Raw genomic sequence first — 23,180 nt, 5'->3', positions numbered from 1 at the left:
AGATCCGATATAATGAATATGAGATCCAACGAAAAATAGACTTTAGTCCTGGCAGGTGTGTAACGTATGGCGGCATTTTTTAAATTGTTCGAAAAACCTGGTGTCAAGAGGTTTTCAGTATTTGTAGTATTAGCCACAGCATTATATCTATTAAGAGGAATGATGAATTTAATCCTCCTGACCTTCATTTTCACTTTTTTAATGAACCGGTTAGAAGAGGTCATAAGAGGCTTTTTAAATCGCTTCCTGAAAATAGGGCAGAAATCAGTCATCACCATTTTGTACATCCTTCTGGCTGGTGGATTGACGTTTGGCGGCTTTGTGTTTGTGCCCATCATTGCTAAACAGGTGGAACAGTTATTTCATTTAGGGAAAAAGATTGCAGATCATCCACAAGATTTACCCTTCTTTGACGTCGTCACCAATGTGTTCGGAGATTTCAAAATATCTTCTTTCTTCGAGAAAGGGTTTAATTTCCTCTATACATACTTAACAGATTTCAGCACGTTCAGTATCCAGGTCATTATGTCCTTAATATTAAGCATGTTCTTCCTGTTCGAAAAGGAACGCCTCATTCAATTCATGAATAAGTTCAAAACGAGTAAAATCTCCGTGTTCTATCATGAAATTGCCTTCTTTGGACGTAAGTTTTCCAGAACATTTGGTAAGGTACTTGAAGCACAGTTCATCATTGCAACAGTTAACTGTGTCTTAACGACAATTGCGCTTGGCATTATGGGCTTCCCGCAATTATTTGGATTAGCAGTCATGGTCTTCTTGTTAGGTTTAATTCCGGTAGCGGGTGTGGTCATCTCCCTTGTTCCACTCAGCATCATTGCGTATACACTTGGAGGCGGAATGTACGTCCTATATATTGTGCTGGTGATTGTGATCATCCATGCCATTGAAGCCTACTTCTTAAATCCGAAGCTCATGTCAGCTAAAACAGAGCTCCCTATTTTCTTCACGTTTATTGTCCTGATCTTTTCTGAACACTATATTGGCATTTGGGGACTGATTATCGGCATCCCAATCTTTGTGTTTATCTTAGATATCTTGGAGGTCACGAATAAGGAAGAAAGTAATTAAAAAGTTCATATGAACCTGTTTACAATTTTCTAAAAATAAGGTATAAATAGTATGAAAATATCATATTACCACACGCTTAATCCTTCTAAAGGAATGGGGGACCCAAGTTTTTGGGGTGAATTTTTCTTATTTTAAGAAAAAAGGACATCTCTTCGTCCTAACCCGTCAGCTAACCTCATCAGCGTGAAGAGAGTAGACAGTGGTACACGTATGGACACGCAGGCCCACGAGAAGACTCTCTCGTGGGCCTTTTTGACGAGGAAGGGGAGATTTTATTGAAGCTTGCGACGAAAATTATTATTGCTTTAATTGTAGGTGCAATCACAGGACTACTGCTCAACATTTTTGCTCCAAATGTATTCAAAGTGTTAGACCCTTATCTATTTACACCTCTAGGTCAAATCTTCTTAAACCTGATTAAAATGTTAGTTGTACCGATTGTCTTCTTTTCGATCACACTTGGTGTAGCAGGCCTTGGCGATCCGAAAAAACTTGGCAGGATCGGCGCAAAAAGCATCTCTTATTTTCTACTGACAACAACATTCGCTATTATCATTGCAATGGCTTTAGCCTTATTGATTAAACCAGGTTCTTTTGGTTCATTCGATACAAAAGGGGCAGAATACAAACCTCAAGAAGCACCATCTACAGCTGAAACATTATTAAACATCATTCCAACAAACCCAGTCCAATCTCTAGTTGAAGGTAATATGCTGCAAATCATTGTTTTCTGTGTTTTCTTAGGCCTAGGTATTGCAGTACTAGGTAAAAAAACAGAAGGATTACTCAAAATATTAGAACAAGGCAATGAACTCATGATGTACCTTGTGGGCGTGGTCATGAAATTTGCTCCGTATGGAACATTTGGCTTAATTGTGACGGCTATTGGAAGCCAAGGTCTTGCTGCCATTAAAGCCATGGGGCTGTACTTTACAGTCGTTCTAGTAGCGCTGCTTGTTCATTTCTTTCTCACCTATGGTTCCACATTGGCGATATTTGCAAAACGGAATCCTTTTACATTCTTTAAAGACTTTTCACCTGCAATGGTCGTGGCATTTAGTACATCAAGCAGTAATGCTGTTCTTCCCGTATCAATGGAAACCGCTCAAAAGAAATTGAAAGTACCTGAGCCGATCTCTAGTTTCGTGCAGCCGTTAGGCGCTACGATCAATATGGATGGCACAGCAATTATGCAAGGGGTTGCAACTATTTTTATTGCACAAGTGTTTGGTGTGGAGCTAACGCTCATACAAATGCTTACCGTTGTATTAACCGCCGTATTAGCCAGTATCGGGACTGCTGGTGTACCGGGAGTTGGCTTGATTATGCTGGCCATGGTACTAAATTCTGTCGGCCTCCCTGTTGAAGGCATTGCACTGATCCTTGGGATAGACCGTTTATTAGATATGGCAAGAACGGTTGTCAATATTACAGGTGACGCAGCGTGTGCAGTGATTGTGACAGAAACTGAGAAAAAACATGAGAAAGATGCATCATCACCTCATGTATCAATGTAATGTTTAAAAGGGCTGACTGGATCAGCCCTCAGCGTGTAGACAAACCCTCGCATTCTTTGTCAGTCCTGCGCGCTGGTACTCACGAATGTCAAATTCGCTCCGTGCCAGTGCTCGTCCTTCCTAGACTACAAGGGCTTTCTATCACGCTGAATAGAAGACAAAGGGCTAAAATAAAGTTCATTTTAGCCCTTTGTCAACAATCTGAAAGGGCTGACTGGACCAGCCCTTTTTTTCGTGGAACGGCTTGTCTAGCGTGATATACTTTTTACAGGATGAGCGGCCGTAACTGCCGCCATATGTTTTACATTAGAAGGAGGAACCACTTTGCAGTCTGCTGTTCTACACATAGAGAACGTCGATAAACAAATTGGCCGGCATCAAATTTTACAACATATTTCGATGGACATTAGGCAAGGAGAAATTGTCGGTTTACTTGGACCAAATGGGTCTGGAAAAACGACCTTGATTCGATTGATTGTTGGCTTGATGAAAAAAAACAACGGCCGGATCATCATGAATGGATATTCTCAAGATGATGATCATCAAAAGGCGATGTCATCTGTTGGGGCGATCATAGAAAATCCGGAATTTTATTCATATTTAACAGGTTTTGAAAACCTTGAGCTGTATGCGTCTATGCATGATGGAGTTTCAGAAGAGCGCATTCTTGAAGTGGTAAAAAGAGTTCGTCTGGAGCACGCCATTCACCAGAAGGTCAAAACGTATTCACTAGGGATGAAACAAAGGCTCGGGATTGCACAAGCCATTTTGCATAAGCCCAATCTGCTCATTTTAGATGAACCAACAAATGGGCTTGATCCCGCAGGAATGAAGGAGTTTCGAGAGCACTTGCAAATGCTTGTACAAGAAGAAGGTGTCTCTGTGTTATTTGCTACACATCTTTTGCATGAAGTAGAAGAGCTTTGTGACCGCATGATCATCATCCAAAAAGGACAGATCAAAGCCAATACAAACCTTCGCGACATGGAAGGAAAAGAGCAGGTGCTGATGAATATTCAGCCAGTAGAAAAGGCAGTTTCATGGCTAGAGAAGCAAGGATATACATATGAACAAAGGGAGCAGCATGTGCTGGTTCAACTGAATAAAGACCGTGTACCGGAGCTGAATAAACAGCTTGTCTTAGCAGAATTTGATGTACTTGAAATGACGCCTCAAAAACAATCAATTGAAGAGGCCTTTATGAAATGGACGGAAGGCGGGACGGCAGATGCTTCAACTCATCAAGAATGAACATAAAAAAATCACGAGACAAAAGATCACATTCATTGCACTTGGACTGATTGTTGTCTTTCAATTGACGATGGCTCTAGCATTGAAACGAGTCATTTCCGGGCTTGGCGGGCAAGATACAGTCGCGAACTATTTTGCTTATTCCACGAATGTTGTGTTTATTTTACAAGTGTTCGCTGTCGTGATTGGCGCCACATTGATCTCAACAGAGTTTCAAAAAAGAACCATCAAGTTCTTGTTGATCCGGCCAAAGACAAGGCTTCATATTTTCTTGTCAAAATACATCACTCTTGTGCTGATGGTCCTTTACTTGTTTGTTTTTTATTATGTGTTCGCTTTTCTTTTTGGCCTTATTTTCTTTGGTACTGATTTTGATGAAAGCACTGGGCGGTTATTTCTGCACACATTTGCTGTGATTGGATCACAGTGGGTGGAAGTGGTCATGATGGCAAGCTTTGCTTTTCTGTGCTCAAGTTTGTTTAGAAACAGTCTGATTGCACTTGTGACTTCATTTTTCGTCTTATACGCGGCGAAATCACTAGTGTCGATCATGTCTCTGTTAGAAAATCAGTGGGGGAAGATTCTACTTTTCGCTAATACGGACTTCACACAATACAGTTTTCAAGGTCCGCCGCTCTTTCAGGGCATGAGCCCTCTGTTTTCACTATTCATTGTAGGGGCGCATTTTGTTTTCTTTGTTGGTGCTGCTTGGCTCCTTTTTTGGAAGCGTGATGTAAATGTGTAAAAATTGTGTCAAATAACAAGAAAAATTCGTGACATCTTTGTGAAAACGAGTCTGTATTTCACGATAACCGGCTGATTTTGTCTTATAATAAGACAGAGTCATGGAGGTGGCACTATCGTGAAAAATTTTATTACGGCTTTACCTATTTTGCTGCTGTTGTCGTTTTCGTTTGTGTCTTTTGCCTTCCAGTTTGATCATCTTGTTTATTTCAGACTAGCGCTAGGGATCTTTTCATTAGCGGGTCTTTTCTTTCTGTATACACTTAAAAGAAACATGAAATGGTTCATGGTCTATTTATATGCGAGCTGGATCGTTCTTGCTGCCGTTACGACATTTGAAGAACCTGTGTTTTCACAATTTTTCTTCGGTGGTTTAACGATGACAATGGGTTATCTAACATATATGCTCATCTATTTAGGAATGAAACAAGACCGTGTAGCGAAATCACATTAAAACAAAAGCCGATAAAATCGAAGAATAGATTTTATCGGCTTTTTCTTTTCTTCAGGCAAATAAAAAAGCAGCCATCTGTTTGACTGCTCTTCTTGTGTTTATGATTCACGTCCAGCAGCGGCAAGCTGCTTCTGGTGCTTTTTGTCGATGGTTGCGTATATACTTTCCATCATCTTAGGGTCTCGCATGATCGCTTCCTTGTTTTCTTCAATCAATTGCTGATACGTTTTGATTTTCTTCTTAGACATGTAACTCAACGCTCCTTTGGTAGAATGGACTCTATAAGATTTCACATAGATGAAATTGATAATCATTTTCAATTAGCAACTCCATTATACAAAGCAGAATGACATAAGTAAAGATTCAATTCAGAAAATTCACGTAACCGACATATTCCCATCCATATCGACGATGAATTCTTTCCCAGGAAATAATCCGCTGTCAAACCTTGTCATGAAATCGGATCAAACATTCCTGCCGATGTTGAAACATTTTAGCCGCACATCTCGTCTTATGAAGAGATTTGATTTAAAAGGATATAAAAAAAGACACCAGCATGAGTTGGCTGATGTCTCCATTCAAATGAGTTATGAAACGTGTTCTTGAAGAAACTCTGTTACTTCTTCAGGTGATTTAGCGTTGGCGCTGTGTAAATGACCTGTTTTTTCGCCATTTTTGAAAATTAACAGGCTAGGAATTCCCATGACCTGATACGTTTCCGCTAACTCAGGAAAGTCGTCTTTGTTTATTTCAAACCATTCATTCTGAGCATAAGCCTCTAAGATGTCTGGAATGAACATGTCCATTCTAGTGCAATCAGGGCACCATGTCGCAAAGAATTTAACGATGACCTCTTTGTCTGATTGAATGATTTCGTTGAATTGTTCAGTGCTTGTAATTTTTTTCAATTTGTCACAACTCCTTTTCAATGTCATTTTAATATAAAATAAAGGCGAATGACATACAAATGCTCGGGGGGCGCTTACAACCTTTACAAATCATTTCAATTCCGTAACAACAAAAATTAATTAGAGCATTTTTGCTTGAAAGTGATAAGATAGTAAAGATGAATTTTAGTGGGGGGAGTATCCATTGAAAATAAGTTTAGGATTGGTTTACGGCGGAAAGTCAGCCGAACATAATGTGTCACTGCAAACAGCCCTTGCAGTTACGAAAGCACTTAACACTGAGAAGTTCGATATACATCCAATTTATATTACAGAAGAGGGCGAATGGCTAAGAGGAGAAAAACTCACTGAACCAGTATCAAACGTCAAAATGCTTCAATTTGAACAAAATGCAAAGACGTTTTTACCAACTTCTTTAAATGAAAGCATGTTTCCACAACCTGCATCTGCTGATGAAAAGATTGATGTTGTCTTTCCATTGCTACATGGGCCAAATGGTGAAGATGGGACCATGCAAGGGTTACTTGAACTAATGAATATCCCGTATGTCGGTAACGGCGTTCTCGCGTCTGCTGCGGGTATGGATAAAGTCATGATGAAAGATGTGTTTGCTCAAGCTGGTCTTGCGCAGGCAAAGCATCTTTCCTTCAATAAAAAGGATTATGAGAAAGCCATATCAGACAGTCTAGAACAGGTAGAAGCAGTTCTCGGGTATCCTTGTTTTGTGAAACCTGCCAACATGGGATCAAGTGTCGGAATTAGTAAATGCCGCAGCAAAGAAGAGCTGCAAACAGCATTTGATTTGGCTTTCCAATATGATCGTCGTGTTGTTGTGGAAGAAGGCGTTGTAGGACGAGAAATTGAAATTGGTGTATTAGGAAATGACGAGCTGAAATGCTCAGTCGTTGGTGAAATTGCACCTAAAACAGATTTTTATGACTACAAAGCAAAATATGAAGATGGCGATACAGATTTGATCATTCCTGCGAGTGTGACAGAGGAAGAGTACAAGACGATTCACGATATGGCGATTAAGGCATTTAAAGCCATTGATGGATCTGGCCTCGTACGTGCAGATTTCTTCCTAACAGAAGAAGGCGAAGTGCTGATCAATGAAGTGAATACAATGCCAGGGTTCACACCTTTTAGTATGTTCCCGCTGCTTTGGAAACATACTGGTGTAGAGTATCCTGAGCTGATTGAGAAGCTGGTGTCACTTGCAATTGAACGCCATCAAGAAAAACAAACCATTAAAACCACTTTTTAATGTAAGAAGCAAGCAGACACTATCCTATAGGTAGTGTCTCTTTTCCTTCAAACGTGAAATGAGAAAGAGAGGCGAAAAAACATGATCAAACGTACAGTGAAACAAGTCGCCCAAATGGCTGGTGGCACATTATCGAATGAAGCTTTTGGCGAAGAACAGATACACGGAGTGACAACAGATACACGAAAAGTATCAAAAGGCGCACTATTTATCCCGCTTATTGGGGAACATTTTAACGGTCACACTTTTGCTTCAAAAGCAGTGGAGCTTGGAGCGGCAGCGGTTCTTTGGAATGAAACAGAAGCGAACCCACCATCCGGTGTACCTGTCATTCTTGTAGAGGATACTCTGACAGCACTCCAACAACTTGCGAAATCATTCTTAAAAGAGGAAAACCCTCAAGTTGTCGGTATTACTGGAAGTAATGGCAAAACAACGACGAAAGACATGATCCATTCTGTCCTACAAACGACATACAGAGTCCATAAAACAGATGGCAACTTTAATAATCATATTGGACTTCCGCTGACCATCCTTGCGATGCCAGAAGGAACCGAGATTGCTGTACTAGAGATGGGCATGAGTGCAAAAGGGGAAATCGAATTTTTATCTAAACTCGCTGAACCTGATGCAGCTGTCATCACGAATATTGGAGAATCTCATATGCAGGATTTAGGATCAAGAGAAGCTATTGCAGATGCAAAATGTGAGATCACAAAAGGGTTAAAAGAGGATGGGACTTTTTATTATTTAGGAGATGAGCCTTTACTCCGCCAAAGAGCAAATGCCCTGGCACGCAGCGTAAAAACGTTTGGAGAATCAGAGGACTGTGATATCAAGGTGATTCACATCCACCAACTCGCTGAAGGCACTGAATTTCAAGTGGAGGGATATGCTCAAGGGTTTCTCATTCCTGTATTAGGGAAACACAATGTAAAGAATGCTCTTGCAGCTATTGCAATCGGCCAGCATTTCGGTCTGAATGAAAGACAAATTGCCCAAGGGCTGATGCAAACGAAATTGACAGGCATGCGTTTAGAACTGTTTAAAACAGATAAGGGCATCACGGTTATCAACGATGCGTATAATGCGAGTCCTACGTCGATGAAAGCAGCGATTGATCTTGTAGGAGATATGGATGGCTTTGCTAACCGCATACTCGTTCTCGGAGATATGCTGGAGATGGGCAGTGAAGAAGAGAACTATCATTTTGAAGTAGGGGAGTACATCAAGCCTGAGTTTATTGATCATGTTTTAACGTTTGGCCGTCTTGGCGCATTCATTGCTGAAGGAGCAAAGAAAGCATTTGGAGACGACCGCGTGTCTTCTTATATGGACAAAGAAGAATTGAAGAAAAAACTAGCGGATGTGGCAGGACCTGATGATGTCGTTCTGGTCAAAGCTTCCCGTGGCATGAGATTGGAAGACGTTATTACTGCACTATAAATCAGATCGGCAAAGAAGGTGACAGGGTGATTGGCTGTCTATGTATACACGGTTTTACTGGTGCCCCGTATGAAGTAGAGCCGCTTGCGGAATATTTAAAGCAGACGACAGATTGGACGGTACAATCTGTCACGCTTCCGGGGCATGGGGAGGAACTTCAGCTCAAAGGCATTCTCTATCAGGAGTGGATTGCCACCGCTGAATTAGAACTCTTATCCCTTTACCGAACATGTGACACCATTTATTTGGTCGGCTTTTCTATGGGCGGGATGATTGCCTCATATTTAGCAGCGAAGTATCCAGTGGCCCGTCTTGTTCTGTTAAGTGCTGCTGCTAAATATGTAAACCCAAAACAAATGATTCAAGACACAAGGCAGATGGTGAAGGAATCCTTGTCTGGTTTGATTGAGACGAACCCATTGTATGATCGATATCGTCATAAGCTGACGAGTACACCGCTATCAGCTGCTGTAGAATTTATGAAATTGGTGAAGCAAACGAAAGGTTCTCTTGAAAAGCTTCATCTACCTGTCTTGATCGTTCAAGGTGAAAGTGATGGGATCGTCCCCGCTTCTAGTGCAGAATTCATTTATCATAAAATCCCGTCCCGTCAGAAAGAAATGTTCTATTTACCTGATTGTAAACATCACGTTTGTCATGAGCCTTGTGCACAGCAATTGTTTGAGAAAGTCGAACAATTTCTAAAAAAAACAATTTAATCTATAGAAAAGCTAAAATGTGGCTAAACTAATATAAATTGAATCCCACTTGTTAAAATTTGCATCATTTTTGTCGAATGAGTGACAGGCCTATGTTACAATAGGTAAGAAAAGGTGGTCGATTCGGTTGTTTCAATATGACGGAAAAACCTTTATCCCGCAGTCTAATTCGAGCAATGGGGAAGTATCGGAAGGAACCGTATTTCAATATCGTCAGGACGGGAATATTTTAACGGGCACATATCAAGGCGGCAGTATTCAATCTGGCGTGCTTGTAGGAACTGTGAATATAGACGGAGCACTTCATTTTAGATATCATCATGTTAGTAAGGATGGCAGCATGAGAAGCGGTTCATGTCATTCCACTCCTAAGCAGCTGGATAACGGAAAAATTCAACTGTTTGAAAAGTGGAAATGGATGGACGGAGATCAAAGTGAAGGTGAATCGGTCATTGTCGAGCAGTAGATATATCCATTTCTGTCTTGTTGAAAAACAAATAGTGTAATGGTAAGATATAATGTAGGGTAATTCGGGCTTTGTATATAATGGACCTGTCCTTTCATACAAAGGGCAGTTTTTAATGATCATTCACGAGATTACTGAAACAGCAATTAGAAGGAGTTTGAATAATTTGACTATAACGTTTCAAGATTTTCAATTAAGCGAAAGTCTCATGAAAGCTATTAACCGCATGGGATTTGAAGAAGCAACACCGATTCAAGCGGAAACAATTCCTCTCGGTCTTCAGAATAAAGATGTCATTGGACAAGCACAAACAGGAACAGGAAAAACTGCAGCGTTTGGTATTCCTCTTGTAGAAAAAATCGACCCAGCGTCTCCAAATATCCAAGCGATTATCATTGCGCCAACAAGAGAATTAGCGATTCAAGTATCTGAAGAGCTATACAAAATTGGCCAAGACAAGCGTGCGCGCGTACTTCCGATTTACGGTGGACAAGATATCGGTCGCCAAATCCGTTCGCTCAAGAAAAATCCTCATATCATCGTAGGGACTCCAGGACGTTTACTCGATCACATTAACCGTCGTACAATGCGTCTTCAAAATGTTGAAACAGTCGTGCTTGATGAAGCAGACGAAATGCTAAACATGGGTTTCATCGAAGACATTGAATCGATCCTTTCAAATGTACCAAGTGAACACCAAACACTTTTATTCTCTGCGACAATGCCTGCACCAATTAAGCGTATTGCAGAACGTTTCATGACAAACCCAGAACACGTAAAAGTAAAAGCGAAAGAAATGACTGTATCTAACATCCAGCAGTTCTACTTGGATATCCATGAACGTAAAAAGTTTGATACATTGACTCGTCTTCTTGACATTCAATCACCTGAGCTTTCAATTGTCTTCGGCCGTACAAAGCGCCGCGTTGACGAATTGACTGAAGCACTGAACCTTAGAGGTTATACAGCTGAAGGAATTCATGGTGACTTGACTCAAGCGAAACGTATGGTTGCGCTTCGTAAATTTAAAGAAGGTTCAATCGATGTGCTTGTAGCAACAGACGTTGCAGCACGTGGACTTGATATTTCAGGCGTAACACACGTGTATAACTTTGACGTGCCACAAGATCCAGAAAGCTATGTACACCGTATTGGACGTACTGGACGTGCTGGACGTACAGGTATGGCGATGACATTTATCACACCACGTGAAAAAGATATGCTTCGTGCGATCGAGCAAACGACTAAACGTAAAATGGATCGTATGAAAGAACCAACACTAGATGAGGCAATCGAAGGACAACAACAAGTAACCATTGATCGTCTGCGCACAATCATCAGTGAAAACAACTTAAACTTCTACATGACAGCAGCTGCTGAATTATTAGAAGATCATGATTCTGTTACAGTGGTTGCGGCTGCCATCAAAATGATGACAAAAGAGCCAGATGCAACGCCTGTTCGTTTGACAGATGAAGCACCAATGGTTTCAAAACGCAATCGTAACAACCGCAGCTCTTCAAAACGTAGAGACGGTGGCGGCGGAGGCGGCTATCGCGGAAAAAGCCGTTCATCTTACGGTGATAAAAAGCGTTCTTCAAATGACCGCAATCGTTCTTCTAACGATCGTCGTCAAAAGAAATCTTATAACAACTAATTCAAAAGCGAATCCTTTGCAGGGTTCGCTTTTTTTAACAGGTCTAATGAAACTTTTTAGGTTTTCTTTCGTAATATATTGATAGAAAAGTAAGAGAATGGGGGAAGAATGTGAGAAAACAGCCGCAACGTCAAATCAGCTTAAATGGATTAAAAGTATGGCGTCTTCAAAATGGAATTATCTCATTGATTTTCTTATTCATCATCATTGGGGTATTTGTAGCTAGTTATTATTTTCAATGGCCATATTGGATTGGAGCCATCCTCATCGGTTTGTGGATTTTACAGGTCATCTTCGGAATCTGGCTCATTCCGAAAATCCGCCATCACATCTGGCGCTACGAAGTATTTGAGAACGAAATTGAAATACAGCACGGATTGATTCGTGTCACACGTGTCATTGTGCCAATGGTACGTGTTCAGCATGTGGATACATCCCAAGGGCCGCTTTTAAGGCGCTACCGGTTGGCATCTGTTCAAATTTCTACTGCTGCGACAGTGCATGATATTCCGGCACTGGAATTAGAAGAGGCAGATGAGCTTCGCGATTACATATCTCGATTAGCAAGGGTGACGGAAGATGATGTCTGAACCAAAACGTGTACATCCAATCTCGATGTTCATTGATTTTATATCAGATGCCGTATCCATGATCAAAAACTTCATCATCCCTTTTTTCGTGCTTATTTTTGTGAACTCGAATTCAAGTATTCGTTTTTATGCGTTCATCATTCTTGGTGTGCTTCTTTTATGGAAAGCTGTTTCAACCGTTTTAGCATGGAGACGATTCACCTACCGAATGGAAGACGATGAATTTCGAGTGGAATCAGGTGTCATCACCAAAAAGAAAAAGTATATCTCGTTAGAACGAATTCAAACGGTGAATACAAGTGAAGGCATCTTCCAGCGGATTTTCGGTTTGGTTCGGGTGCAAATCGAAACGGCAGGCGGGACGGATGGACCTGAAGTGAGCCTGACGGCCATTACAAAAGCAGAAGCTGAGCAATTAAAGCAATCGATTTTCAACCGGAAGAAAAGCTTGCAACAAGAAGAAATGAATGATGAAAATTTAGATCTCCCTGATCCTCTGACAGCGCAACAGCCTGTAGAAAAAGAAATCAGTGTTTCCTACCGAATGGGTATACCAGAGCTACTTTTGGCTGCGACCACTTCAAGCGGAATCGGCGTCATTATTTCTGGGTGTCTCGCCATTTACACACAAATAGATGAAATTCTGCCTTTGGACGGATTCGTCAAGCAATTCTCTTTTTTAAGTCATGCGAGTGTTGAGATTTATGCGATTCTCATATTTATTGCCGTATTGATTGCGTGGATTCTTAGTGTTGGGGTAACAGCCCTTCAATATGCGAATTTTAACGCAAAACGAAAAGGGAAAGACATCATCATCACAAGAGGACTCATCGAAAGGCATCAAATGACCATTCCGCTTGCGAGAATTCAAGCAGTGAAAATCAAAGAAAATATTCTGCGTGAACCATTTGGTTTTGCGACGGTCATGCTTGTCAGCGCAGGAGGTTCCATTACAGAAAAAGAGACCTCTTCTGTCTTATTTCCACTCATACGGAAGAAAAAAATCAATGAATTGTTAACGCAATTTACAGATCAATATCAGCTGGCACCAGAAAGTGAATTGAAAAAAGTGCCGAAGCGTTCACTAAAACGTTATCTGATATCTTACGGATTTGTTCCATTACTTGTAGGTATAATTCTTTCTGTACGTTTTCCACCATGGGGATATTTGGCACTGATTCCATTACCATTTGCCTTGTTCTTTGGGTATTTAGCCTATAAACAATCAGGATATGTGATCAAAGATCAACTGATTCAATTAACGACAAGAGGTATCGGAAAGACCACCGGAATTGTTTTAAGAAAACGAATGCAAAACTATACGATGACCCAATCCTATTTTCAAAAGAAAGGGCGGGTGGCAAGTATTCACACCTTTGTGAAGTCCTCTGCCTTGCTTGATTCCTTTGGTGTGCATCACCTTGAAGAGGAAGATGCTGAACGTGTATGCGATTGGTATTCCTATGAAACGAATCAATCAACTTAAACAAAAAAATGTCGATCAGCTCCCGTTAAACGGAGTGATCGACATTTTTTATGAGCTTAATAGCGTCGTTTTTTTGAATGGAAGAATAGGGTGATCGGTGCTAGGATCATGCCGCCTATCAATCCAAATAAGTGGGCCATGATGTTGATGTTCGAGTTGACGAACGTCATAATGACAGAAACGCCGAGAATCGTTAAGATGACCTGAGAATTACCCCGGTCCATCATATGCGGTTTAAATAGGACAAGATAAAGATAGACGCCAAATAAACCAAATATCGCACCAGAAGCCCCGACATGTACGTACTCTAAAGGCTCCACCCAATAGGTTCCGAGATTGCCAATGAATCCAGCACCCAGATAAATCACAAGAAATCGAACCTTTCCAAGCAAATACTCAAGTGCTGGAGCGAATAGGAAGAGCGACATGGAATTGAACAGAATATGTGTCAGACTTCCGTGAAGAAAAATAGGCGTTAAAAGCCGCCACCATTCTCCTGCTGCAACACCATAATTAAAACCAACGAGATGGTCCTGCCCAAGCTGGATCATTGGAATAGGGATTGCAAATAAAAGCCATAGGCCGATTTGCAAAGCAAGGATCGCTGTTACGATTGGATACGATCTAATAAATTGTTGAAAGCTCTCCGTTCGAATAAACATAACAAACCCCTTTTGACTAGATAATGGTAAGTTTATAGTAACACGTTTATGAAGCGAACATCCAAATTAGTACGAGTATCATAGGAGGTACCTCATGATTAAAGGAATCGGTATGGATATTGTAGAGATCGGCCGGCTGTCACGAGTTCTTAGCAGGCAGCCCCGTTTACCAGAAAGAATTTTGACTTTACGTGAACAGGAAGTCTTTCGCACACTAAGTGAAAAGAGACAGCTGGAGTTTCTGGCAGGACGTTTTGCGGCGAAGGAAGCATTTGCAAAAGCATACGGTACGGGAATTGGTCAGTATGTCAGCTTTCACGACATCGAGATACAAAAAGATGCGAACGGAAAACCTCTCATCAAAAGTGAGAAAACAAAAGAAGACTACGTTCATGTATCCATTACACACACAAAAGAATATGCTGCAGCACAAGTTTTAATTGAAAGGTTGTCAAGCTAGTCTGCATATTGTTTGTCCCCCCTTCATATATTGGGTAGTGCGATAAGGAAGGGCGAGTTGCTAACAGGCTTTGATGGTTCGCGGTACGCAGTTAACTCTTGAGGCGTACTGTTAAAGTCAAACAAGCGGTTTCTTCCTTTTAACACAATTAACGAAGGGGTTGAAAAGGGTGAGAAAAAGCTTTGTTTTGCTTGTAACGGGGATCCTTTTTGTACTGATTCTCTCCGCATGCGGTCAAAAATCTCAACAGGATATCGTTGGAGATTTAAACAAAAAGGCAGAGGAAATGACATCATACAAAGCCAAAGCAAAAATGACCATTGAGACAGGAAATGATCCGCAGGAATACCATGTGGAAATTTGGTACAAGAAGCCGGAGCTTTACCGTGTCTACTTAGAAAATCCGAAGAAGGATCAGAGTCAAGTCATTTTAAGAAATGGTAATGGTGTATTTGTGCTGACACCTTCATTAAACAAAAGCTTCCGCTTCCATAGCGATTGGCCGAACAACAGCAGTCAGGTGTATTTATTTGAATCACTTGTGAAAGACATTAAAAATGACAGTGCAGCTCAGTTCAAAGCAAAAGAGTCGAAGTACGTTTTTGAAACAAAAACCAACTATCAGCACAACCAAATGCTGCCGACCCAAGAGATTACCTTTCATAAAAAAACAATGGCGCCTGCCAGTGTGAAAGTACTGGATAGCGATAAAAAGCCAATGGTGAAAGTAGAATTCTCTCACTTTGAATTCAACAAATCCTTTGACAAAGACGCCTTTGATGAAAAGAAAAATATGACACTTTCTCAAATGGATGTTGCCACAAGTGCAGATCCATCTGACAGCTTTGCTGTGAAAACGCCTGTGGATATGCCAGAGGGCGTGAAGAAAATGGAAGAGAAAGAAATGACAACAGATGCTGGAAAGCGGTATGTAATGACGTATGGCGGAAAGAAATCCTTCACGCTTATTCAGGAAAAAGCGCGGGTAGCAGAAGCGTCTACGCCTGTGACGATGAATGGCGAGCCAGTCGACCTTGGCATGACAGTGGGTGTTCTGACAGACAAATCTCTTTCTTGGACATCTGATGGAGTTGACTACTTGATTTCTTCAAGTGATCTATCGAAGGAAGAGCTCTTGATGGTTGCAAAGAGTGTAGAAGGCCAGTCAGCTAAATAAATACCTCAGGCGAGAGCCTTAGAAATGAAACATCAGCCCTATACAAGGGCTGATTTTCTTTGATTTGTTTCACTTTATTCCTGATTTTTAGTATCATATGAGGGGATTGAATCATTCAATAGGGAAGTGTGACGGATGGACACAAACGCCTTTTATAGAGACACATGGGCAGAAATTAATTTATCAGCAATCAAGCATAATGTTTCACATATGAAAGACCATATTGGTCAAAGCGTCCAACTAATGGCTGTTGTGAAAGCCAATGCATATGGACATGGAGATATAGAAGTGGCAAGAGCTGCCCTCGAAGCAGGAGCAGACCTATTAGCCGTCGCTTTTTTAGATGAAGCCATTTCTTTAAGAAATAAAGGTATCAAAGCCCCGATTCTTGTGCTCGGCGCAGTACCGTCAGAGTATGTCAAAGTCGCCGTTAGATACAACGTTATCATGACTGCTTACTCGATCGATTGGCTAAGAGAAGTCGTCAAAGTGATGAAAGGGCAGATGGGACAACCCATTCGTTTCCACTTGAAAATCGACAGCGGCATGAATCGGTTAGGTGTGAAAACAATCGAGCAGGTGAGCGAAGTAAAAGAGCTTGTCCACGATCATTCTTTTTTACAACTGGAAGGCGTATTTACTCACTTTGCGACAGCGGATGAAAAAGATGAAAACTACTTCGGTATGCAGGTTGATACGTTTAAAACATTGCTTCAACCGCTTCATACGGACAAACTGCTCATTCATTGCGCCAACAGTGCAGCAGGTCTAAGGTTTAAAGACACTATATTTAATATGGTTCGTTTTGGCATCAGTATGTACGGGCTGTCGCCGTCGGAAGAAATCAAAGATGAATTGCCGTTTCAACTGGAAGAAGCATTATCTCTTCATACAAAACTTGCACATGTAAAGCCCATTCAAAAGGGTGAGAGCGTGAGCTATGGTGCAACTTATACAGCGAATCAAGATACATGGATTGGTACGATTCCAATCGGGTATGCAGACGGCTGGATCAGGAAGCTTGCCGGAACAGAAGTGCTCGTTGGCGGAAAACGCCGAAAAATTGCTGGAAGGGTGTGTATGGATCAATTCATGGTTGATTTGAAAAAGGACATTCCGGCAGGTGAGCCAGTCGTGCTCATCGGGACACAAGGCGAAGACAAGATATCTGTCGATGAAATAGCCAAGCGGCTTGAAACCATTAACTACGAAGTCACATGTTCTGTTGGCTACCGCGTCCCAAGAGTCTATATAGAGGACGGCAAAAGGGTTCATGTACGTAATCCGCTGCTTCAAGGCGGGCCAAGCTTTTTATAAACAGCATCCACGGGAACGATGTTCAAACTGACATCGTTCTCTTTTATTCTACAAAGGCATCTTAAACATTCTCCCTTTTTTAGAGATTTTGGAAATACCGTATGATTTTCGGAAAAAAGCGTATAATGGGAAAGAGGAACTCCATTATCATCTTGATTTACGGGTGGCGAGCCGCTTCATGTTCTAATAAGAAATCATGAAAAAACAGCTTTGCTTGTGCATTGAATAATGGTATGATTAGTCTTGGAATGGATCGAAACGGTATCCGTAAGTTTTGTGGAGGTGTATGTTTTTTGTCTGAATCCAGCGCAACAAACGAAATGAAGATTCGACTGCCGGAGACTTTGATGTCTGAGATCGAACGAGTAGCAGAGCAGGATAAGGTAACAAGAAATGAATTGATCTACCGAGCGACAAAAACGTATATTCGTGAACGTAATATTCGACAAAATCGTGAATCGATGAGACGCGGCTACATGGAGATGGCGAAAATTAATCTGAATATCTCTTCAGAAGCACAATACGCAGAGTTTGAGGCTGAGAATACAGTTGAGCGATTAGTCAGCGGGGGTTAAACATTTGATTGTTAAACGCGGTGATGTTTACTTTGCTGATTTATCTCCTGTTGTTGGCTCCGAGCAGGGCGGGGTTCGCCCAGTATTGGTGATTCAAAATGACATTGGAAATCGCTTCAGCCCGACTGCTATCGTTGCAGCCATAACAGCCCAAATACAAAAAGCGAAATTACCGACTCACGTCGAAATTAATGCAAAGCGCTACGGCTTTGAACGAGATTCTGTCATTCTTTTGGAACAGATTCGTACGATCGATAAACAAAGATTGACAGATAAAATCACACATCTTGATGATGAGATGATGGAGAAGGTTGATGAAGCCTTACAAGTTAGTTTGGCTCTTATTGATTTTTAATATGGTGATACTTGGTTGCTCTATTGGGAGCAACTTTTTTTGTGTTCAATTTTTTTTAACGTTATAATGAAGAAAGACTAAAGAAGAGCTTTAAATGTAAGTAGGGGGTAAAACATGTCGAATCATATCGTGTTAGCTTTTGCAAGAAAGCACCAAAAGGAATTAGAAACAGAGTGGACGGACATTTTAAAACGACTCGGAGAAAAAGAAACGGACATGATGCTGAACGACAAAATGTATGAAACCATCTGTTCGGAATATGTTCAACTCATCATTACATCTCTTTCAGAGGGGGGTAATGAGGATTTTGAAGAAAAAGTGCAAAATTTTGCTTTGAAAATCGTTCAAATGGGTATATCACTTAAGTTACTGGCAAACGGTCTAACGGAAATCCGTACACATTTATATGAAAAAATGAACGATGACAAAGATACAACACAAGAAAGTCATGACCTCATCTGGCAAATCGATCGATTCATCACACCCATCCATAATGAGATCTTAAACCAGTATTCCATCTCATGGGAAAAAACCGTCAGCCTTCAAAAAATTGCGCTGCAGGAACTTTCTGCCCCGCTAATCCCTGTGTTTGAGCACATCACCGTCATGCCACTTGTTGGCACAATTGATACAGATCGTGCGAAAAAAATTATGGAGAACCTGCTTAATGGTGTCGTCAAACATCGCTCACAGGTCGTCCTGATTGATATCACGGGTGTACCTGTCGTAGACACAATGGTGGCACACCATATTATTCAAGCGTCAGAGGCTGTGAGATTAGTAGGAGCGAAGTGTTTACTTGTCGGTATTCGCCCAGAAATAGCCCAAACGATCGTTAACCTTGGAATTGATTTATCTCAGGTTACAACAAAGAATACCCTTCAAAAAGGAATTCAAACTGCTTTGGAAATGACAAATCGAAAAATTGTTTCATTGGAGGGATAACCAATTGAGAAATCACCCGAAGATTCCAATCTTAAAATTATATAATTGTCTTCTGATTTCAATACAGTGGGAGCTTGATGATCAAACAGCTCTTCACTTTCAAGAAGACTTACTGAATAAAATTCATGAAACAGGAGCAAACGGTGTGGTCATTGACTTAACATCCGTCGATATGATTGATTCATTTATCGCAAAGGTATTAGGCGATGTGATCACCATGTCCAAGCTCATGGGGGCAAAAGTTGTATTAACAGGAATACAGCCGGCAGTCGCTGTGACGCTTATTGAACTTGGCATTTCACTGGAAGAAATTCAGACAGCACTAGATCTTGAACAAGGGCTTGAGACACTGAAGCGGGAATTGGGGGAATAGATATGAAAGACCAATCCTGTGTAAAAATATTGACGGAATGGGACATAGTCGCAGCAAGACAATTGGGGCGGAATGTTGCAAAAGAACTTGGTTTTGGAACAGTTGACCAAGCAAGAATTACGACGGCCATTTCAGAATTAGCTCGTAACATCTATTTATACGCTGGTAAAGGTCAGATTTGTATAGAAGAAGTGATGGAGCGCGGAAAGCGTGGACTCAAAGTCATCGCAGCCGATGAGGGGCCTGGCATCATGGATATACGTAAAGTAATGGAAGACGGATTTTCTACATCAGGCGGACTCGGAGCAGGCTTGCCGGGCGTCAGAAGACTGATGGATGAATTTAAATTAGATTCCGCACCAGAACAAGGAACTGAGATACAAGCTGTCAAGTGGCTTCGCTAGGAGGGAAACCATGGATTTTAAGGAGGTAATGGAGCAGCGTTATCATCAGCTGCTCAGTCGTTATATCAGTGATTTAACTGAAACATCGCTTTATCAAGCTCAAAAATTTAGCCGTAAAACCATTGAGCATCAAATACCTCCTGAAGAAATAGTGAGTGTTCACCGAAAAGTGATTCAGGAGCTTTACCCTGATTTGCCGGAAGATGTCTTTCATTCACTAGACTTCTTAATTGAAGTCATGATTGGATACGGACTTGCCTACCAGGAGCATTTAACACTAAGAGGCATCCAGCAAGAAATTAAGTCGGAAATTGAAATTGCTGCAAATGTTCAGCAAACCCTTCTGGAAACGAAAATTCCAGAAGGAGACACATTTGATATCGGAGCCATCAGTGTGCCGGCAAAACAGATGAGTGGGGATTATTACCATTTCGTAACAGATCACGATACAATCAATATCGCGATTGCAGACGTCATTGGGAAAGGCATTCCAGCTGCGCTCTGTATGTCGATGATTAAGTATGCGATGGATTCCTTGCCAGAGTCAGGCAGCGGCCCAACGAAAGTGCTCAAAACCCTTAATCGTGTGGTCGAGCAAAACGTAGACCCAAGCATGTTTATCACCATGTTTTATGGCAGCTATAATAAAGAAACACATGAATTTAAGTACGCATCGGCTGGACATGAGCCGGGCTTTTTCTATTGCAAAAAAGAAAATCAATTTTACGATTTAGATGCAAAAGGTCTTGTCCTTGGAATCGCACCAGATTTTGATTATAAGCAGTATGAGAAGCATTTGGACGTAGGGGATATGGTGATCTTATTCTCTGATGGTGTCACAGAATCCAAATCGGAGGATGGCTTCCTAGAGCGTGAGGATATCAAAGCCCTGATATCTGAGAACCTATCCTATTCAGCTCAGGAAATGGTGGATGCCATCTATGACAGCTTACTCAAGCTGCAAGAATTTCAGCTGCATGATGATTTTACGTTACTTGTCCTCAAAAGGAAGGTTTAGAAAGTGCATAGACGGGTATATAAAATTCAAGGAAACAAGAATTTCGAGGTGAATGCATAATGAATATGTCTGTAAAAGAGCATCAAATAGATCAAAAAACAAAAATTAGTGTTAGCGGAGAAATCGATGTGTACTCTGCTCCTCAGCTAAGAGAAACACTCATGCCTAAAGCCGAGGCGGGAGAGCATCTAGAGATTTGTTTGAAGGATGTTACGTATATGGATAGTACAGGATTAGGTGTATTTGTTGGGTTGTTTAAAGCAGCTCAAAAAGCAGGTGGAACACTAAAGCTTGAGAACTTGTCGGATCGGCTTATCAGATTGTTTGAAATCACTGGACTAAAGGACATCATTGACATTTCTGCAAAGTCAGAGGGTGGGGTACAATGAACGAATCAGTAGATCTAATCGAGATGAAAATACCGGCGAAACCAGAATACGTAGGCATCATTCGTCTGACTCTTTCAGGCGTTGCAAGCCGGATGGGCTATGCCTACGAAGAGATTGAGGACTTGAAAATTGCCGTCAGTGAGGCATGTACAAATGCAGTTCAGCATGCCTATAAAGGTGCAGATGGCGAAGATGGAGAGGTAGCGGTTCGCTTTCTTGTCTATGAAGATCGTCTAGAAATCATTGTCGCTGATAAAGGCGGTAGCTTTGACTTTAAGCAAAAGCAGGAAGACCTAGGGCCGTACACATCTGCTCATACGGTGGATCAATTGGCAGAAGGAGGTCTTGGTTTATACTTAATGCAAACATTGATGGATGAAGTCGAGGTGCAAGCAAACTCCGGAGTTACCGTGGCGATGACAAAGTTTTTAAACAGGGAGCGAGTTGACCATGACACAACCATCCAAAACTATGAAACTAACTAAAGATGAAGTGGATCGCCTCATTCAAAGCTATCAATCCAACCAAGACGAGCAGGCGCAGCTAACACTAGTTGAGTGTTATACAAATCTTGTAGATATGCTCGCTAAGAAATACTCCAAAGGAAAAAGCTTTCATGAGGATTTAAGACAAGTTGGAATGATTGGTCTACTCGGCGCAATTAAGCGTTATGATCCACTTGTCGGTAAATCATTTGAGGCATTTGCCATTCCAACCATTATCGGGGAAATCAAACGCTTTTTACGTGATAAAACATGGAGTGTCCATGTACCAAGACGAATTAAAGAGCTTGGACCAAGAATCAAGATGGCTGTTGATCACCTGACAACGGAAACGCAAAAGTCACCTAAAGTACAAGAAATCGCAGAATATCTAGATGTAACAGAAGAAGAAGTGCTTGAAACAATGGAGATGGGCAAAAGCTATCAAGCGCTGTCTGTTGACCAAGGCGTAGAGGCAGATTCTGAAGGAAGCACTGTGACGATTTTAGACGTCGTCGGCTCACAAGAAGAAGGGTACGAACGTGTAAACCAAAAAATGATGCTTGAAAGTGTGCTTCACGTTCTGACAGATAGAGAAAAAGAAATTATCAATCTCACGTACTTGCAAAATAAAAGCCAGAAAGAAACAGGCGATTTACTCGGCATATCTCAAATGCATGTATCAAGGCTGCAGCGGAAGGCAGTTAAAAAGCTACGAGATGCACTGTCAGAAGATGCGTCTATGGAGCTAGGGTAATGAAGCAGATTGAACAGCATGAGCATGTAAACGCCATTATCTATCAATCGAACAAAGAAGGAAAATCATGCTGCGGGGACAGTTTTTTTATTAAAGCAGATGATGAAGAACTAATTTGTGCTGTAGCAGACGGATTAGGCAGCGGCCAGTTCGCCAATGAATCATCTTCTTTAGTCAGCGAAATTGTCGAAGAATATGGACATGAGGATGTAATAACCCTCATTGATAGATGCAATCAGGCCATGAAAAATAAACGCGGGGCCACTGTAGCCATATTAAAGGTGAATTTTTCCCAACAGCAGTTTACCTATTGTTCGGTTGGTAACATTCGTTTTATCTTGAATGCACCTTCTGGCGACTATATTTATCCACTTCCGACATCAGGATATCTATCAGGTAAACCTAGAAAATACAAAACATACACCTATTCCTACGAAAAAGGTTCGACATTCATTATGTATTCAGACGGGCTGAATGTGCCAAACATGCGAATGTGTTTAAAGCATAGCCATTCAGTTGCAGACATCGCAAAAGAACTTGAAACATACACACAAGACAAGAAAGACGATCTCACCTATGTACTTGGTCAGCTTACATGAAATAGCTGACCTTTTTTCTGTTTTGCCGGTTTTTTTGATACACTAAAAGAGAAGACACAGTGAGAGGATGCAA

Annotated in this window: 28 protein-coding genes and 1 riboswitch; of the genes, 25 read left to right on the top strand and 3 right to left on the bottom strand. The window is 41.2% G+C overall.

The genetic code is table 11. The annotated features are described in order from the left end of the window. The first annotated feature begins 66 nt into the window (after positions 1–66). The 5 genes from M2369_RS08705 to M2369_RS08685 all read left to right on the top strand — a co-directional run bounded on the left by M2369_RS08705 (position 67) and on the right by M2369_RS08685 (position 5,055). Positions 67–1,089 (top strand): AI-2E family transporter, encoded by a 1,023-nt coding sequence (locus M2369_RS08705; protein ID WP_007496515.1) that lies wholly within the window; start codon positions 67–69, stop codon positions 1,087–1,089. A 63-nt stretch (positions 1,090–1,152) separates the two neighbouring features. Next, a riboswitch (cyclic di-AMP (ydaO/yuaA leader) is annotated at positions 1,153–1,287 on the top strand. A 77-nt stretch (positions 1,288–1,364) separates the two neighbouring features. Then, positions 1,365–2,606 (top strand): dicarboxylate/amino acid:cation symporter, encoded by a 1,242-nt coding sequence (locus tag M2369_RS08700; RefSeq protein ID WP_251185575.1) that lies wholly within the window; start codon positions 1,365–1,367, stop codon positions 2,604–2,606. Between the two features lie 324 nt (positions 2,607–2,930). Continuing rightward, a complete protein-coding gene (locus M2369_RS08695; protein WP_259253987.1) occupies positions 2,931–3,857 on the top strand; it encodes an ABC transporter ATP-binding protein in 927 nt (308 codons plus the stop codon). Continuing rightward, positions 3,835–4,602: an ABC transporter permease gene (locus tag M2369_RS08690; RefSeq protein ID WP_024720482.1), complete on the top strand. Its 768-nt coding sequence runs from the start codon at positions 3,835–3,837 to the stop codon at positions 4,600–4,602. The genes M2369_RS08695 and M2369_RS08690 overlap by 23 nt, the downstream gene beginning before the upstream one ends. A gap of 117 nt (positions 4,603–4,719) precedes the next feature. After that, entirely contained in the window at positions 4,720–5,055 is a 336-nt protein-coding gene (locus M2369_RS08685) for a hypothetical protein (RefSeq protein ID WP_017366657.1), read from the top strand. Between the two features lie 98 nt (positions 5,056–5,153). On the opposite strand, the gene fbpB is transcribed toward M2369_RS08685, so the two are convergent. Together fbpB and M2369_RS08675 are read right to left on the bottom strand one after the other, a co-directional pair. Beyond that, complete coding sequence (fbpB, locus tag M2369_RS08680) at positions 5,154–5,303, bottom strand: Fur-regulated basic protein FbpB (RefSeq protein WP_017366658.1); 150 nt, start codon at positions 5,301–5,303, stop codon at positions 5,154–5,156. Between the two features lie 339 nt (positions 5,304–5,642). Continuing rightward, complete coding sequence (locus M2369_RS08675; protein ID WP_008346934.1) at positions 5,643–5,963, bottom strand: thioredoxin family protein; 321 nt, start codon at positions 5,961–5,963, stop codon at positions 5,643–5,645. Between the two features lie 184 nt (positions 5,964–6,147). Between M2369_RS08675 and M2369_RS08670 the strand changes: the two genes are divergently transcribed. The 7 genes from M2369_RS08670 (at position 6,148) to M2369_RS08640 (ending at position 13,594) form a co-directional block, all read left to right on the top strand. Then, positions 6,148–7,230, top strand: coding sequence for a D-alanine--D-alanine ligase (locus tag M2369_RS08670; RefSeq protein ID WP_259253982.1), 1,083 nt, complete (start codon positions 6,148–6,150; stop codon positions 7,228–7,230). Between the two features lie 81 nt (positions 7,231–7,311). After that, positions 7,312–8,676 (top strand): UDP-N-acetylmuramoyl-tripeptide--D-alanyl-D-alanine ligase, encoded by a 1,365-nt coding sequence (locus tag M2369_RS08665; protein ID WP_073415657.1) that lies wholly within the window; start codon positions 7,312–7,314, stop codon positions 8,674–8,676. A 26-nt stretch (positions 8,677–8,702) separates the two neighbouring features. Further along, complete coding sequence (locus M2369_RS08660; protein WP_045035109.1) at positions 8,703–9,395, top strand: alpha/beta hydrolase; 693 nt, start codon at positions 8,703–8,705, stop codon at positions 9,393–9,395. A 127-nt stretch (positions 9,396–9,522) separates the two neighbouring features. After that, positions 9,523–9,861 carry an avidin-fold protein gene (locus M2369_RS08655; RefSeq protein WP_045035110.1) on the top strand — a complete coding sequence of 113 codons (339 nt, stop codon included), beginning with the start codon at positions 9,523–9,525 and terminating at the stop codon, positions 9,859–9,861. A gap of 166 nt (positions 9,862–10,027) precedes the next feature. Continuing rightward, entirely contained in the window at positions 10,028–11,518 is a 1,491-nt protein-coding gene (cshA, locus tag M2369_RS08650; RefSeq protein ID WP_041507152.1) for a degradosome RNA helicase CshA, read from the top strand. A 110-nt stretch (positions 11,519–11,628) separates the two neighbouring features. Next, entirely contained in the window at positions 11,629–12,108 is a 480-nt protein-coding gene (locus M2369_RS08645) for a PH domain-containing protein (RefSeq protein WP_008346922.1), read from the top strand. Beyond that, complete coding sequence (locus M2369_RS08640) at positions 12,098–13,594, top strand: PH domain-containing protein (protein ID WP_056703462.1); 1,497 nt, start codon at positions 12,098–12,100, stop codon at positions 13,592–13,594. Before M2369_RS08645 ends, M2369_RS08640 begins: the two co-directional genes overlap by 11 nt. Before the next feature lie 56 nt (positions 13,595–13,650). On the opposite strand, the gene M2369_RS08635 is transcribed toward M2369_RS08640, so the two are convergent. After that, on the bottom strand, positions 13,651–14,256 hold the full coding sequence (locus M2369_RS08635; RefSeq protein WP_007496491.1) for a rhomboid family intramembrane serine protease: 606 nt from the start codon (positions 14,254–14,256) through the stop codon (positions 13,651–13,653). A gap of 94 nt (positions 14,257–14,350) precedes the next feature. Here M2369_RS08635 and acpS point away from each other — a divergent pair, with 94 nt between their 5' ends. The 13 genes from acpS to M2369_RS08570 all read left to right on the top strand — a co-directional run bounded on the left by acpS (position 14,351) and on the right by M2369_RS08570 (position 23,107). Continuing rightward, positions 14,351–14,716, top strand: coding sequence for a holo-ACP synthase (gene acpS, locus M2369_RS08630; protein WP_017366663.1), 366 nt, complete (start codon positions 14,351–14,353; stop codon positions 14,714–14,716). A 160-nt stretch (positions 14,717–14,876) separates the two neighbouring features. Then, positions 14,877–15,893: an outer membrane lipoprotein-sorting protein gene (locus M2369_RS08625; RefSeq protein WP_007496489.1), complete on the top strand. Its 1,017-nt coding sequence runs from the start codon at positions 14,877–14,879 to the stop codon at positions 15,891–15,893. Between the two features lie 135 nt (positions 15,894–16,028). Next, complete coding sequence (gene alr, locus M2369_RS08620) at positions 16,029–17,210, top strand: alanine racemase (protein WP_056703459.1); 1,182 nt, start codon at positions 16,029–16,031, stop codon at positions 17,208–17,210. A 293-nt stretch (positions 17,211–17,503) separates the two neighbouring features. Then, positions 17,504–17,785, top strand: coding sequence for a hypothetical protein (locus M2369_RS08615; protein ID WP_012008995.1), 282 nt, complete (start codon positions 17,504–17,506; stop codon positions 17,783–17,785). 4 nt (positions 17,786–17,789) lie between these two features. After that, on the top strand, positions 17,790–18,140 hold the full coding sequence (gene ndoA, locus M2369_RS08610; protein WP_003214169.1) for a type II toxin-antitoxin system endoribonuclease NdoA: 351 nt from the start codon (positions 17,790–17,792) through the stop codon (positions 18,138–18,140). A 114-nt stretch (positions 18,141–18,254) separates the two neighbouring features. Continuing rightward, the gene (locus tag M2369_RS08605) at positions 18,255–19,085 is read left to right on the top strand and encodes an RsbT co-antagonist protein RsbRA (protein WP_024719204.1); all 831 of its coding nucleotides are present in this window, start codon (positions 18,255–18,257) and stop codon (positions 19,083–19,085) included. A gap of 4 nt (positions 19,086–19,089) precedes the next feature. Next, positions 19,090–19,458, top strand: a complete 369-nt coding sequence (rsbS, locus tag M2369_RS08600) for an RsbT antagonist protein RsbS (protein WP_003214235.1) — start codon at positions 19,090–19,092, stop codon at positions 19,456–19,458. Positions 19,459–19,460: 2 nt separating this feature from the next. Beyond that, positions 19,461–19,862, top strand: coding sequence for an anti-sigma regulatory factor (locus M2369_RS08595; RefSeq protein WP_003214085.1), 402 nt, complete (start codon positions 19,461–19,463; stop codon positions 19,860–19,862). A gap of 10 nt (positions 19,863–19,872) precedes the next feature. After that, positions 19,873–20,880: a PP2C family protein-serine/threonine phosphatase gene (locus M2369_RS08590; RefSeq protein WP_061418047.1), complete on the top strand. Its 1,008-nt coding sequence runs from the start codon at positions 19,873–19,875 to the stop codon at positions 20,878–20,880. Between the two features lie 59 nt (positions 20,881–20,939). Then, entirely contained in the window at positions 20,940–21,269 is a 330-nt protein-coding gene (locus M2369_RS08585; RefSeq protein ID WP_113767289.1) for an anti-sigma factor antagonist, read from the top strand. After that, entirely contained in the window at positions 21,266–21,754 is a 489-nt protein-coding gene (gene rsbW, locus M2369_RS08580; RefSeq protein WP_007496471.1) for an anti-sigma B factor RsbW, read from the top strand. Before M2369_RS08585 ends, rsbW begins: the two co-directional genes overlap by 4 nt. Beyond that, positions 21,720–22,508 carry an RNA polymerase sigma factor SigB gene (gene sigB / locus M2369_RS08575; protein WP_012009000.1) on the top strand — a complete coding sequence of 263 codons (789 nt, stop codon included), beginning with the start codon at positions 21,720–21,722 and terminating at the stop codon, positions 22,506–22,508. The genes rsbW and sigB overlap by 35 nt, the downstream gene beginning before the upstream one ends. Next, positions 22,508–23,107, top strand: coding sequence for a PP2C family serine/threonine-protein phosphatase (locus tag M2369_RS08570; RefSeq protein ID WP_024719202.1), 600 nt, complete (start codon positions 22,508–22,510; stop codon positions 23,105–23,107). Before sigB ends, M2369_RS08570 begins: the two co-directional genes overlap by 1 nt. Positions 23,108–23,180: the final 73 nt, after the last annotated feature.

The sequence above is a fragment of the Bacillus sp. JUb11 genome (assembly GCF_024807925.1).
Classification (GTDB): Bacteria; Bacillota; Bacilli; order Bacillales; family Bacillaceae; genus Bacillus; species Bacillus altitudinis.
This window is presented reverse-complemented; position numbering and strand designations above follow the sequence as displayed.

Coding starts and splice junctions, on each gene's coding strand:
- M2369_RS08705 (WP_007496515.1), top strand. CDS start 67: ATGGCGGCATTTTTTAAATTGTTCGAAAAACCTGGTGTCAAGAGGTTT.
- M2369_RS08690 (WP_024720482.1), top strand. CDS start 3,835: ATGCTTCAACTCATCAAGAATGAACATAAAAAAATCACGAGACAAAAG.
- fbpB (WP_017366658.1), bottom strand. CDS start 5,303: ATGTCTAAGAAGAAAATCAAAACGTATCAGCAATTGATTGAAGAAAAC.
- M2369_RS08665 (WP_073415657.1), top strand. CDS start 7,312: ATGATCAAACGTACAGTGAAACAAGTCGCCCAAATGGCTGGTGGCACA.
- M2369_RS08640 (WP_056703462.1), top strand. CDS start 12,098: ATGATGTCTGAACCAAAACGTGTACATCCAATCTCGATGTTCATTGAT.
- M2369_RS08635 (WP_007496491.1), bottom strand. CDS start 14,256: ATGTTTATTCGAACGGAGAGCTTTCAACAATTTATTAGATCGTATCCA.
- acpS (WP_017366663.1), top strand. CDS start 14,351: ATGATTAAAGGAATCGGTATGGATATTGTAGAGATCGGCCGGCTGTCA.
- alr (WP_056703459.1), top strand. CDS start 16,029: ATGGACACAAACGCCTTTTATAGAGACACATGGGCAGAAATTAATTTA.
- M2369_RS08605 (WP_024719204.1), top strand. CDS start 18,255: ATGTCGAATCATATCGTGTTAGCTTTTGCAAGAAAGCACCAAAAGGAA.
- M2369_RS08595 (WP_003214085.1), top strand. CDS start 19,461: ATGAAAGACCAATCCTGTGTAAAAATATTGACGGAATGGGACATAGTC.
- M2369_RS08590 (WP_061418047.1), top strand. CDS start 19,873: ATGGATTTTAAGGAGGTAATGGAGCAGCGTTATCATCAGCTGCTCAGT.
- M2369_RS08585 (WP_113767289.1), top strand. CDS start 20,940: ATGAATATGTCTGTAAAAGAGCATCAAATAGATCAAAAAACAAAAATT.
- rsbW (WP_007496471.1), top strand. CDS start 21,266: ATGAACGAATCAGTAGATCTAATCGAGATGAAAATACCGGCGAAACCA.
- sigB (WP_012009000.1), top strand. CDS start 21,720: ATGACACAACCATCCAAAACTATGAAACTAACTAAAGATGAAGTGGAT.
- M2369_RS08570 (WP_024719202.1), top strand. CDS start 22,508: ATGAAGCAGATTGAACAGCATGAGCATGTAAACGCCATTATCTATCAA.